This window comes from Achromobacter sp. 46006 (assembly GCF_059761975.1).
In genome coordinates, this window is sequence record NZ_JCBANN010000094.1 from 1 (window position 1) to 13076 (window position 13076).

Consider the following 13076-nt stretch of genomic DNA (forward strand, 5'->3'; position numbering starts at 1 on the left):
GCCCCGGCCCCCGGAAGGGCGCGGGGCAAACCCACAGGGGTGCCACGGCGGGGCGCGGGACCGGTCTTCAGGCCGCGGCCCGTTCCGCCGCTTCGACGGTGTTGACCAGCAGCATGGCGATGGTCATGGGGCCGACACCGCCCGGCACGGGGGTGATGGCGCCGGCCACCTGGCTGGCGGAGGCGAAGTCGACGTCACCGCACAGCTTGCCGTCGGCGCCGCGGTTGATGCCCACGTCGATGACGACGGCGCCGGGCTTGATCATCGAGCCGTCGATCATGCCGGGCTTGCCGGTGGCTACCACCAGCACGTCGGCGCGGCGGGTCTGGGCCGCCAGGTCGCGGGTCTTGGAGTTGCAGATCGTGATGGTGGCGCCGGCGGCCAGCAGCAGCATGGCCATGGGCTTGCCGACGATGTTGCTGGCGCCGACGATCACGGCCTCGGCGCCGCGCAGGGCCACGCCTTCCGATTCCAACATCTTCATCACGCCGTAGGGCGTGCAGGGGCGGAACAGCGGCTGGCCGGTCATCAGCAGGCCGGCGTTGCTGACGTGAAAGCCATCCACGTCCTTCTCGGCGGCGATGGCTTCGATGACCTTGTGCGCGTCCATGTGCTTGGGCAGCGGCAACTGCACCAGGATGCCGTGGATGGACGGATCGCGGTTCAGCTTGTCGATGCGGGCCAGCAGTTCGGCCTCGGTCATGTCGGCGGGATACTGCTCCTTGATGGAATGCAGGCCGGCCTTCTCGCACGCCGCGACCTTGTTGCGCACGTACACCTGGGAGGCGGGGTCTTCGCCCACCAGCACCACGGCCAGGCCGGGGCGGGTGCCCTTGGCGGCCAGGGCGGCGACGCGTTGGGCGACTTCTTCGCGAATGCGCTGCGACAGGGCGGCGCCGTCAATGATCCTGGCGGACATCAGGAAACCTCCGCGCGGTGCGCTACGGTATTCGCCTTGGGAACGGCCCGGCGGCTCATGCGTGTGCCTCGGGTTTGGCCAGGGCCACTTTCATCAGATCGGCAACGGTGGTCACTTCAAGTTTTTCCATGATGTTGGCGCGGTGCGCCTCGACGGTCTTGATGCTGATGCCGAGGTCGTCGGCGATCTGCTTGTTCAAGCGGCCGGCGACGATGCGCTCCAGCACCTGCTGCTCGCGCGCGGTCAGGCGCGCCAGCATGGCTTCGTGGTCTTTCTGGGCCTGGTGCTTGCTCACGCGCTGCGTGGCCTGCTCCAGCATGCGCGCCACGATTTCGCGCAGATCGGATTCGTTGAACGGCTTCTCGAGGAAGTCGACGGCGCCTTTCTTCATGGTCGACACGGCCATCGGCACGTCGCCGTGGCCGGTGATGAAGACGATCGGCAGGGGGGCGTTGCGGGCGATCAGTTGTTCCTGCAATTCCAGGCCGCTCATGCCGGGCATGCGCACGTCGGCGATCAGCACGCCGACCTGGCTGGGGTCGTAGTCTTCCAGGAACGATTCGCCGCTGGCGTAGGCGCGGACGCGGTAGCCGTTGGCTTCAAGCAGCCAGCGCAGCGAATCGCGGACCGCTTCGTCGTCATCAACAATGAATACCGTGCTCGACAGGTGGGGCGTGTTCATGCGTGCAACTCCTCGGACTGATCATTCTGGGCCTGCGTCTGGGACGCAGCGCAAGGCAGTGTAAAGCGGAAAATAGTACCGCCGGCGGGGTTCGGGTCCGCCCACAGGCGGCCGTGGTGCGATTCGATAATGGTACGGCAGATATTCAGTCCCATGCCCAGGCCCTGGGTCTTGGTGCTGAAGAAGGGTTCGAACAGGCGTTCCGGCTCGGCCAGGCCATGGCCGCGGTCGACCACCGCGACCTCGATGTGCTGCTCGTGCAGGATCACGGCCACCTTGAGCTCGTCGGACTCGCTCTTTTCCATGGCTTCCAGGCCGTTCTTGAGCAGGTTCAGCAGCACCTGCTCGATCAGGATCGGGTCGGCCAGCACGTCCGGGGCGTTCGACGGCACGAAGCTGTCGATACGGATGCGGCGCTTGCGGGCGTCGATCTCGGCAAAACCGATGGCGTTGTCGACGATGCGGCCGATCGCCACGCGCTGGCGGCGCGGCTCGCTGCGCTTCACGAATTCGCGGATGCGGCTGATGATCTTGCCGGCGCGCTCGGCCTGCGAGGCGGCCTTCTCCAGCGCCGGCAGCAGCATGTTGGGGCTGGTGTGGCCGGCCTTGACCAGCGCCACCGCGCCCATGCTGTAGTTGGCGATGGCGGTCAGCGGCTGGTTCAGTTCGTGCGCCAGCGACGAGGCCATCTCGCCCATGGTGGTCAGGCGGCTGGTGAGCTGGATCTTTTCCTGCTGCACGCGCGAGGCTTCTTCGTGGGTGCGGCGCTCGGTGATGTCGCGCGCCACCTGCATGCGCACGCGGCGGCCGTCGGTCCAGGCCAGCATGCGGTGGTGCACCTCGAACCAGCGCTGCACCGAGGGCGCGAAGACTTCCACGGATTCATCCGTGAAGCGGCCGCGGCGGCCGGCCAGCAGCTCATCGTGGCCGCCGGTCTGGGCGCCGAACACGCGGCGGTAGGTGCGGTTGGCGAACAGCAGCTCGAGGCCGTCGTGGGTGTCGGCGGTGACCGAGATGGCGTCGTCCAGGCCTTCCAGCACCGTCATGAAGCGCTCGTGCGCGGCGGTCAGGGCTTCGCGAATGCGCTTGGGCTCGGTGATGTCGGTCATCGACGTCATCCAGCCGATCTGGTTACCGTTGGGGTCGAGCAGCGGCGACACGTACATGCGCGCCGTGAAGCGCGAGCCGTCGCGGCGCTGGGCCTCGACTTCCAGGCCGCTGCTGGGCGTCTTGCCCGACATCAGCACGTCCAACGTGTGCTGGTGCTGTTCGTGGCGGCCCGGCACCCAGTAGGGGAAGGGCGGGCTGCGGCCGATCAGGTCGGCCTCGTTCCAGCCGATCATGCGGCAGAAGGCCGGATTGACGTAGGCGATGCGGCCTTCCATGTCCAGCACGCGCATGCCGGTGGACATGGAGTTCTCCATGGCGCGGCGGAAACCGGTCTCGGCGATCAGGGCGGCCTCGGCGGCCGAGCGGAAGCGCGTATAGCGCCACAGCATCAGCAGGCTGATGACGATCACGCACGACAGCGCCAGCACCACCCAGATCAGGCGCTGTTGCCGCATTTCCTGGTCGATGGTCACGAACATGACGCTGTCGTCATGGATGCGCTGCAACCAGAAGAACACCCCCATCACACAGATATAGAGGATCAGCACCATCGCGGGCGTGACCCAGTACACCCCGCGGCGGCGCGTGCGGGCGTGGTCATGGAACGGCGTGGGTATATTGGACTTGGGCGCGCTGGACATGTAGTTTGGGCCGGATAGGCCGGGCATTTTTCGTCGCCGAGCCGCCTCAAGATGAAAACGCCCCGGCAGGGGCAGCAAGCCGAAGGCGCGGCGTGGGGGGCATTTTAGTGCGTGTCGGCGGGGAATTGCCGGGAATCAAGCCCGCCAGTCGGGTGATCGGCTAAAAAAGTGGGGATATCCTTTTCAGCTTCCGTTCATGTTTTCGCATTATGAAATGCCGTACCGCAACATGAAATTTTCCTTGCGACCGGTTAATCTTCTTTCTTAGAATGCCGGCTGATAGGGAAACCGCTCCCGAGTAGCCGGTCTCCAGCACAACACCCCGACCCATGCATGGCATGGTAGCCCGGATGATCCCGACTGCCATGGCGTGTCCGCGAGTAGACAAATAAGCGGGTGTGGTCACGAACGAACCCCAACAGGAGACACACGATGTCCTCTTTCGCCCAGGCTGGCGCCGTGCAGGCTGCCAACGACGAAGACACCCTAGAGACCCAGGAGTGGCTCGAAGCCCTGGCAGCCGTCCTTGACCGCGAAGGACCGCAGCGCGCGCACTACCTGCTGGAACGCCTGATCGACGAAGCCCGTCGTTCCGGCGCCCACATCCCGTTCTCGCCCAACACCGCTTACGTCAACACGATTCCTCCCGGCCTGGAGCCGGCGCACCCGGGCAACCTGGAACTGGAATCGCGCATCCGCTCGTACGTGCGCTGGAACGCCATGGCCATGGTGGTCAAGGCCAACAAGCACAACCCGCCGGATGGCGGCGACCTGGGCGGCCACATCGCCTCGTTCGCCTCGCTGGCCACCATGATCGGCTGCGGCCAGAACCATTTCTGGCATGCCGAGACCGAAGACCACGGCGGCGACCTGGTCTACTTCCAGGGCCACACCTCGCCCGGCATGTACGGCCGCGCCTACCTCGAAGGCCGCCTGACCGAAGAACAACTGAACCATTTCCGCCAGGAAGTGGACGGCAAGGGCCTGTCCTCGTACCCGCATCCGAAGCTGATGCCGGACTTCTGGCAGTTCCCCACGGTGTCGATGGGCCTGGGCCCGTTGATGGCCATCTACCAGGCCCGCTTCCTCAAGTACCTGCACGCCCGCGGCATTGCCGACACGAGCAAGCGCAAGGTCTGGGTGTTCTGCGGCGACGGCGAAATGGACGAACCCGAGTCGCTCGGCGCCATCGCCCTGGCAGCCCGTGAAAAGCTCGACAACCTGATCTTCGTCATCAACTGCAACCTGCAGCGCCTGGACGGCCCGGTGCGCGGCAACGGCAAGATCATCCAGGAACTGGAAGGCGACTTCCGCGGTTCGGGCTGGAACGTGATCAAGCTGATCTGGGGCGGCTACTGGGATCCGCTGCTGGCGCACGACAAGGAAGGCATCCTGCGCAAGATCATGGAAGAAACCGTCGACGGCGAGTACCAGGCGTACAAGGCCAACGACGGCAAGTTCGTGCGCGAGCATTTCTTCGGCAAGCACCCCAAGCTGCTGGAAGCCGTGTCGCGCATGAGCGACGAGGACATCTGGCGCCTGAACCGTGGCGGCCACGATCCGCACAAGGTCTACGCCGCGTTCGACGCCGCCTCCAAGCATGAAGGCCAGCCGACCGTCATCCTGGCCAAGACCATCAAGGGCTACGGCATGGGCCACGTGGGCCAGGCCAAGAACCCGACCCACCAGCAGAAGAAGCTGGAACTGGACTCGATCCGCGAATTCCGCGACCGCTTCGGCATCCCGATCCCGGACGACAAGCTGGCCGACCTGCCGTACTTCAAGCCGGCCGAAGACTCGCCCGAAATGAAGTACCTGCACGAGCGCCGCGCCGCGCTGGGCGGCTACCTGCCGCGCCGCCGCGCCAAGGCCGACGAGCAGCTCAAGGCCCCGGCCCTGGACGCCTTCAAGGCCGTGCTGGAACCCACCGCCGAAGGCCGTGAGATCTCCACCACCCAGGCCTTCGTGCGCATCCTGAACCAGGTGCTGCGCGACAAGGAACTCGGCCCGCGCGTCGTGCCGATCCTGGCCGACGAATCGCGCACCTTCGGCATGGAAGGCCTGTTCCGCCAGATCGGCATCTACGCGCCGGAAGGCCAGAAGTACGTGCCGGTCGACAAGGACCAGGTCATGTACTACAAGGAGTCGGCCGACGGCCAGCTCCTGCAGGAAGGCATCAACGAAGCGGGCGCGATGAGCTCGTGGATCGCGGCGGCCACGTCGTACTCCTCGAACAACCGCATCATGATCCCGTTCTTCATCTACTACTCGATGTTCGGGTTCCAGCGCATCGGCGACCTGGCCTGGGCGGCCGGCGACATGCAGGCGCGCGGCTTCCTCTTGGGCGGCACCGCCGGGCGCACCACGCTCAACGGCGAAGGCCTGCAGCACGAAGACGGCCACAGCCACATCCTGGCCTCGACCATCCCCAACTGCGTCTCGTACGACCCGACTTTCGGCCACGAACTGGCCGTGATCATCCAGCATGGCCTCAAGCGCATGGTGGAAGACCAGGAAAACGTCTACTACTACCTGACGGTGATGAACGAAAACTACCCGCAGCCTGGCCTGACCGCCGGCGACGAGGAAGGCATCATCAAGGGCATGTACAAGCTCAAGTCGCACGGCAAGGGCAAGAACCGCGTGCAACTGATGGGCTCGGGCACGATCCTGCGCGAAGTCATGGCGGCCCAGGAACTGCTGGAAGCCGACTGGGGCGTGGCCTCGGACCTGTGGAGCGTCACCAGCTTCACCGAACTGCGCCGCAACGGCCTGGACGCCGAGCGCCACAACATGCTGCACCCCGACGAGAAGAAGCCGCAGGTGGCGTACGTCACGGAACAGCTGGCCAAGACGGAAGGCCCGATCATCGCCTCGACCGACTACATGAAGCTGTTTGCGGACCAGATCCGTCCGTTCGTGCCCAAGGGCCGCGAATACAAGGTGCTGGGCACCGACGGGTTCGGCCGTTCGGATTTCCGCGCCAAGCTGCGTGAGCACTTCGAAGTGGATCGCCACTTCGTCGTGGTCGCCGCGCTGCGCGCGCTGGCCGACGAAGGCAAGGTGCCGGTTGCCAAGGTGGCCGAAGCCATCAAGAAGTACGGCATCAACCCGAACAAAGCCAACCCGCAATACGCCTGAGGGTAAAGAGACATGAGCAACGTCGTGCAAATCAAGGTTCCCGACATCGGCGACTTCAAGGAAGTGGAAGTCATTGAAGTGCTGGTGGCGGTGGGCGACACGATCAAGGCCGAGCAGAGCCTGATTACCGTCGAATCCGACAAGGCCTCGATGGAAATCCCCGCCTCGCAGGGCGGGGTGGTGAAGTCGATTGCGGTCAAGGTCGGCGACAAGGTCGCCGAAGGCGCCGTGGTGCTCGAGGTGGAAGCGGCCGACGCCGCCGCCCCGGCCGCCAAGGAAGAACCCAAGGCCGAAGCGCCCAGGCAGGCGGCCGCCGCCGCGCCCGCCGCCAAGTCCGAGGCCGCCGCGCCGGCCGCCAGCAGCGGCCCGGTCGAAATCGAGGTGCCGGACATCGGCGACTTCAAGGAAGTGGAAGTCATCGAAGTCATGGTCGCCGTCGGCGACACCATCAAGGCCGAGCAGAGCCTGATCACCGTCGAGTCCGACAAGGCCTCGATGGAGATCCCGGCCTCGCAGGGCGGGGTGGTCAAGGAAGTGAAGGTCAAGGTCGGCGACAAGGTCGCCAAGGGCTCGGTCGTGGTCGTGGTGGAGGGCAGCGCGCCCGCCGCCGCTGCGCCGGCTGCCAAGGCCGAAGCCGCGCCGGCCAGGTCGGAAGCCCCGGCCGCCAAGGCGCAAGCGCCCGCCGCCCCGGCCACGCCCGCCGCCGGCTCGCGTCCGGCTCCCGCCGCCGCGCTGGAAGACGCCAACCTCAAGCCCGGCCAGTTGCCGCACGCCTCGCCGTCGGTGCGCAAGTTTGCCCGCGAACTGGGCGTGAACCTGAGCAAGGTCAAGGGCACCGGTCCCAAGGACCGCATCACCGCCGACGACGTGCGCGGTTTCGTCAAGCAGGCGCTGGCCGCCGGCCCGGTGGCCGCCGCCGGTGGTTCGGCCGATGGCGCCGCGCTGGGCCTGCTGCCGTGGCCCAAGGTCGACTTCACCAAGTTCGGCCCGATCGAAGCCAAGCCGCTGTCGCGCATCAAGAAGATCTCCGGCGCGAACCTGCACCGCAACTGGGTCATGATCCCGCACGTCACCAACAACGACGAAGCGGACATCACCGACCTGGAAGCGCTGCGCGTCACGCTGAACAAGGAAAACGAGAAGTCGGGCATCAAGGTCACGATGCTGGCCTTCCTGATCAAGGCCGTGGTCGCGGCCCTGAAGAAGTTCCCCGAGTTCAACGCCTCGCTGGACGGCGACAACCTGGTGCTCAAGCAGTACTACCACATCGGCTTCGCCGCCGACACGCCCAACGGGCTGGTGGTGCCGGTGATCCGCGATGCCGACAAGAAGGGCATCCTGCAGATCGCCCAGGAAATGACCGACCTGTCCAAGAAGGCGCGCGAAGGCAAGATCTCGCCCGCCGATATGCAGGGCGGCTGCTTCTCGATCTCGTCGCTGGGCGGCATCGGCGGCACCTCGTTCACGCCCATCATCAATGCGCCCGAAGTGGCCATCCTGGGCGTGTCGCGTTCGTCGCACAAGCCGGTCTGGGACGGCAAGCAGTTCGTGCCGCGCCTGATCGTGCCGCTGTCGCTGTCGTATGACCACCGCGTCATCGACGGCGCCGCCGCTGCCCGGTTCAACGCCTATCTGGGCGCCTTGCTGGCCGACTTCCGCCGCATCGCGCTGTAAACGGGGAGCCCTATGAGCAATACCGTTCAAATCAAAGTGCCGGACATCGGTGACTTCAAGGAAGTCGAAGTCATCGAAGTGCTGGTCGCCGTGGGCGATACCATCAAGGCCGAACAGAGCCTGATCACGGTCGAGTCCGACAAGGCCTCGATGGAAATCCCCGCCTCGCAGGGCGGAGTGGTGAAGTCGATCGCGGTCAAGGTCGGTGACAAGGTCGCCGAAGGCGCCGTGGTGCTCGAAGTGGAAGCGGCCGATGCCGCCGCCGCGCCGGCCGCCAAGGAAGCGCCCAAGGCCGACGCGCCGCAGGCCGAAGCCCCCAAGGCCGAGGCCAAGCCGGCCGCCGCGGCGCCCGCCGCCGCGACCTTCAAGGGCTCGGCCGACGCCGAATACGACATGCTGGTGCTGGGCGCGGGCCCCGGCGGCTACTCGGCCGCCTTCCGCGCCGCCGACCTCGGCCTGTCCGTGGTGCTGGTCGAACGCTACGCCACGCTGGGCGGCGTCTGCCTGAACGTGGGCTGCATCCCGTCCAAGGCGCTGCTGCACAACGCCGCCATCATCGACGAGGCGCGCGAGCTGGCGGCCCACGGCATCAGCTTCGGCGAACCCACGATCGACCTGGACAAGCTGCGCGGCTACAAGGACAGCGTGGTCGCCAAGCTGACCGGCGGCCTGGCCGGCATGGCCAAGGCGCGCAAAGTCACCGTGGTGACGGGCGTGGGCGAATTCGCCGATGCCAACCACCTGGCGGTCAAGGGCGCCGACGGCAAATCGCAGACCATCCGCTTCAAGCAGGCCATCATCGCCGCCGGCAGCCAATCGGTGAAGCTGCCGTTCCTGCCGCAGGACGAGCGCATCGTCGATTCCACCGGCGCTTTGCTGCTGCGTGAAATCCCCAAGAAGATGCTGATCATCGGCGGCGGCATCATCGGCCTGGAAATGGGCACGGTGTACTCCACGCTGGGCGCGCGCCTGGACGTGGTGGAAATGCTGGACGGCCTGATGCAGGGCGCCGACCGCGACCTGGTCAAGGTCTGGCAGAAGAAGAACGCCGGCCGCTTCGACAACATCATGCTCAAGACCAAGACGGTCGGCGCGCAAGCCCGGAAAGACGGCATCTACGTCACCTTCGAGGGCGAGGGCGCGCCGAAGGAACCGCAGCGCTACGACCTGGTGCTGCAGGCCGTGGGCCGCAGCCCCAACGGCAAGAAGATCGGCGCCGACAAGGCGGGCGTGGCCGTGACCGACCGCGGTTTCATCGAGGTCGATCGCCAGATGCGCACCAACGTGCCGCACATCTTCGCCATCGGCGACATCGTCGGCCAGCCGATGCTGGCGCACAAGGCGGTGCATGAAGGCCACGTGGCGGCCGAAGCCGCCGCCGGCCAGAAGTCGTTCTTCGACGCCCGCGTGATTCCGTCGGTGGCCTACACCGATCCGGAAGTGGCGTGGGTCGGCCTGACCGAAGACGAAGCCAGGAAGCAGGGCATCAAGGTCGAGAAGGGCGTGTTCCCGTGGGCCGCTTCCGGCCGCGCCATCGCCAACGGCCGCGACGAAGGCTTCACCAAGCTGCTGTTCGACGCCGAGTCGCACCGCATCCTGGGCGGCGGCATCGTCGGCACCCATGCCGGCGACCTGATCAGCGAAGTGGCGCTGGCCGTGGAAATGGGCGCGGACGTCATCGACATCGCCAAGACCATCCACCCGCACCCGACCCTGGGCGAATCGGTGGGCATGGCGGCCGAAGTGGCCGAAGGCGTGTGCACCGACCTGCCGCCGATGAAGAAGAAGTAACCCAGCCCTGGCTGGCCGGATCTTGGATCCGAATGCCTGCACCGCAGCCCGAAGCGCCCCTGGCCTTCGGGCTGTTTTCATTGTGGCGCGTTGTTCGAGGCCGTTCGATGCGGCTTGTTTTCCACTGGTGTTCGTGACGCGCGCGCCGCACAGCCGGCGCGATTGGGGTGTTTTTCTGGATAATCTATCCGGCCGCGCCCGGCTGATCCGCGCGGCGCCGCTGCCTAGAATCGAATCTCCATTGACACATGCGGGAGATTTTCCATGGCAGACCATTCCATCAAGGGCAAAGTCGTCCTGATCGCCGGCGGCGCCAAGAACCTGGGCGGCCTGATCGCCCGCGACCTGGCGCAGCAGGGCGCCAAGGCCGTCGCCATCCACTACAACAGCACCGGGTCCAAGGCCGAGGCCGACGCCACCGTGGCCGCGATTCAGGCCGCCGGCGCCAAGGGTGTGGCATTCCAGGCCGACCTGACCACGGCCGGCGCGGTCGAGAAGCTGTTCGCCGACGCGGTGGCGGCGGTGGGGCGGCCCGACATTGCCATCAACACCGTCGGCAAGGTGCTCAAGAAGCCGCTGACCGAAATCAGCGAAGCCGAATACGACGAGATGAGCGCGGTCAACGCCAAGACGGCCTTCTTCTTCCTGAAAGAGGCCGGCCGCCACGTCAACGACAACGGCAAGGTCTGCACCCTGGTGACCTCGCTGCTGGGCGCGTTCACGCCGTTCTACGCCGCCTATGCCGGCACCAAGGCGCCGGTCGAGCACTACACCCGCGCGGCCTCCAAGGAGTTCGGCGCGCGTGGCATCTCGGTCACGGCGGTCGGACCGGGCCCGATGGATACGCCTTTCTTCTATCCCGCCGAAGGCGCCGACGCCGTGGCGTACCACAAGACCGCCGCCGCGCTGTCGCCGTTCTCCAAGACCGGCCTGACTGACATCGAGGACGTGGTGCCGTTCATCCGGCACCTCGTCAGCGACGGTTGGTGGATCACCGGCCAGACCATCCTGATCAACGGCGGCTACACCACCAAGTAACCGCCGCGGCCTGCCGGGCCGCCGCTCGCGCAGCGGTTCGTGGCGGCCCAGAGCCTGGCGGGGCCGCCGTCCGCCGTATCCGCGACGCCCGCCGGACCGGCTATGCTGTCACGGGCGGCGGGGTGTCGCCGGCACTGCCGCAAACCGGGGGAGCATGGACAGGTTCGAACAGTATCGCGTCTTCGCGCAAGTGGCGGAGATGGGCAGTTTCATCAAGGCCGCCAACGCGCTGGAGCTGCCGCGCGCTTCTGTGTCGGCCGCCGTCCAGCAGTTGGAAGCGCAACTGGGCGCGCGGCTGCTGCACCGGACCACGCGCCAGGTGCGCCTGACCGCCGATGGCGCCCAGTTGCTGGAGCGCTTGCGGCCGCTGCTGTCCGAAGTCGAGGACATCGACCACTTGTTCCAGCAAAGCCAGCGCCAGGTGTCCGGCCGGCTCAACGTCGACGTGCCCAGCCGCATCGCGCGCCGCCTGGTGGCGCCGGCGCTGCCGGGCCTGCTGCGGCGCCATCCCCGGTTGCAACTGGCGCTGGGGTCCAGCGACCGCGCCATCGACCTGATCCAGGAAGGCGTCGACTGCGCGGTGCGCGTCGGCGCGCTGCACGACAGCAGCCTGGTGTCGCGGCCGCTGGGCAATATCGGCCTGGTCAATTGCGCCAGTCCCGCCTATCTGCGCGACCAGGGCGTGCCCCATGCGGCGGACGAACTACCGGCGGGGCATTGGATGGTGGGTTACGCTTCGCCCACCACGGGGCGCGAACTACCCTGGGAGGTGGTGGCCGACGACGGCGGTCGCCAGCTCATCGCGGTGCCCAGCCGGGTGGTGGTGAACAACGCCGAAAGCTATATCGCCTGCTGCCTGGCGGGCCTGGGGCTGATCCAGATTCCGCGCTTCGACGTGCAGGACCTGCTGGAGGCGGGCGAACTGGTGGAAGTCATGCCGGCGCATCGCGCCGCGCCCATGCCGGTGGCATTGCTGTATCCGCACCGGCGGCAGCGTTCGCGCCGGCTGGCGGTGTTCCTGGAGTGGTTCGAGGAATTGATGCGCAGGCACCTGGAGGCCTGACGGCGTGAGCCGGGGCGGACAGGGAGGCGAAAGGGGGCGCGAGAGGGCGGCGCGAAAAGGCTGCGCGAAAAGGCTGCGCGAAAAGGCTGCGCGAAGGGCTGCGCGAAAAGGCGGCGCCCGAAGAGGGCGCGCCAAAGCGAAGGGAGCGCGGCAATCGTTGCCGCGCGCCAGGGCGATTTATGCCTGGGTATTGATGCGGGTGCCGATCTTGCCGTCGATGGCGACGACCGGCAGGGACTGCATCAGCGTGGCGACCGTGTCGGCCTGGGCGTTGATGGCTTTCTTGGTGACGCGGGCCTGGACTTCCTGCATCAGCTGCGCATCACGCATGGCCAGGCCGGTGTTCACGGTGTTGCTGACGGAAAGATCCATGGTGGGGAGTCCTGTGAGGCTTGCCGGACGGCGTCCGGAACAGATGGATTATGCGTGATTATTGCGTACTTCAACGTCTCGCGGTGAAATTCTCGGACGAAGATTGCGCAGGGTCAGGGGTGGGCCGGACATTCTTTGATGGCGCCCCAGCCCTGGTTCGGGCCGCAATACTGCTTGCGCGCCGCCCAGGCGCAATCGGGGCGTTCGAAAAAACCCAGCGTGGCGCAGCGCGCCAGTTCGACTTTCAGGTTGTCGACCCAGGCATGCGGATTCTCGGCGGGGATCTCGGTGATGCGCAACGTGGGCTTGGGCATGGCGGGGCTGTCCGCGTGCGGAGCGGCGCCTTCGCGGGCCGGGATGGCGGCTGCGGCGGGCGCCGCGCTCGCGGCGGACTGGCCCTGGGTGTGCGGCGTCGGCGCGGCGTCGTCAGGCGACGGCGCGGCGGAAGGGGGGGCGCTGTCCGTGGCGTCCGGCTGCGGCGGGGGCGCATCGGCGGGGGGCGGGGGAAATGCTTGCTCTTTTTCAAATCTGACGCTGCCCGCGGCCAACCAACATGTGGATGTCGCGTGTTGGGCTGGGCAGGTGTGTAACAAAAATGTGATATTACGTACAGCTGAGTATACGAGAATGAGTGAAATGTAATTA

Annotated in this window: 10 protein-coding genes; 5 read left to right on the forward strand and 5 right to left on the reverse strand. The window is 66.6% G+C overall.

Translation table 11 applies throughout. From position 1 onward, the window contains the following. Positions 1-67: 67 nt before the first annotated feature. Genes folD through AC6LKG_RS25340 form a run of 3 tightly spaced genes read right to left on the reverse strand, consistent with a single transcriptional unit; the run spans position 68 to position 3352 of the window. On the reverse strand, positions 68-919 hold the full coding sequence (gene folD / locus AC6LKG_RS25330) for a bifunctional methylenetetrahydrofolate dehydrogenase/methenyltetrahydrofolate cyclohydrolase FolD (protein ID WP_054431998.1): 852 nt from the start codon (positions 917-919) through the stop codon (positions 68-70). Between the two features lie 55 nt (positions 920-974). Beyond that, the gene (locus tag AC6LKG_RS25335) at positions 975-1601 is read right to left on the reverse strand and encodes a response regulator transcription factor (RefSeq protein WP_498169514.1); all 627 of its coding nucleotides are present in this window, start codon (positions 1599-1601) and stop codon (positions 975-977) included. Next, the gene (locus AC6LKG_RS25340) at positions 1598-3352 is read right to left on the reverse strand and encodes a PAS domain-containing sensor histidine kinase (RefSeq protein WP_020927319.1); all 1755 of its coding nucleotides are present in this window, start codon (positions 3350-3352) and stop codon (positions 1598-1600) included. The genes AC6LKG_RS25335 and AC6LKG_RS25340 overlap by 4 nt, the downstream gene beginning before the upstream one ends. 432 nt (positions 3353-3784) lie before the next feature. Here AC6LKG_RS25340 and aceE point away from each other — a divergent pair, with 432 nt between their 5' ends. The 5 genes from aceE to AC6LKG_RS25365 all read left to right on the forward strand — a co-directional run bounded on the left by aceE (position 3785) and on the right by AC6LKG_RS25365 (position 12059). Beyond that, on the forward strand, positions 3785-6493 hold the full coding sequence (gene aceE, locus AC6LKG_RS25345; protein ID WP_498169516.1) for a pyruvate dehydrogenase (acetyl-transferring), homodimeric type: 2709 nt from the start codon (positions 3785-3787) through the stop codon (positions 6491-6493). A gap of 12 nt (positions 6494-6505) precedes the next feature. Next, positions 6506-8167, forward strand: a complete 1662-nt coding sequence (gene aceF, locus AC6LKG_RS25350; protein WP_498169518.1) for a dihydrolipoyllysine-residue acetyltransferase — start codon at positions 6506-6508, stop codon at positions 8165-8167. A 12-nt stretch (positions 8168-8179) separates the two neighbouring features. After that, on the forward strand, positions 8180-9958 hold the full coding sequence (lpdA, locus tag AC6LKG_RS25355) for a dihydrolipoyl dehydrogenase (RefSeq protein ID WP_498169520.1): 1779 nt from the start codon (positions 8180-8182) through the stop codon (positions 9956-9958). Between the two features lie 264 nt (positions 9959-10222). Next, positions 10223-10996 carry an SDR family oxidoreductase gene (locus AC6LKG_RS25360; RefSeq protein WP_498169523.1) on the forward strand — a complete coding sequence of 258 codons (774 nt, stop codon included), beginning with the start codon at positions 10223-10225 and terminating at the stop codon, positions 10994-10996. Between the two features lie 154 nt (positions 10997-11150). Then, complete coding sequence (locus AC6LKG_RS25365; protein ID WP_498169524.1) at positions 11151-12059, forward strand: LysR family transcriptional regulator; 909 nt, start codon at positions 11151-11153, stop codon at positions 12057-12059. Between the two features lie 177 nt (positions 12060-12236). On the opposite strand, the gene AC6LKG_RS25370 is transcribed toward AC6LKG_RS25365, so the two are convergent. Then, positions 12237-12431, reverse strand: coding sequence for a putative motility protein (locus AC6LKG_RS25370; RefSeq protein WP_006387491.1), 195 nt, complete (start codon positions 12429-12431; stop codon positions 12237-12239). A 113-nt stretch (positions 12432-12544) separates the two neighbouring features. Continuing rightward, a complete protein-coding gene (locus AC6LKG_RS25375; protein WP_498169526.1) occupies positions 12545-12745 on the reverse strand; it encodes a hypothetical protein in 201 nt (66 codons plus the stop codon). Positions 12746-13076 lie beyond the last annotated feature (331 nt).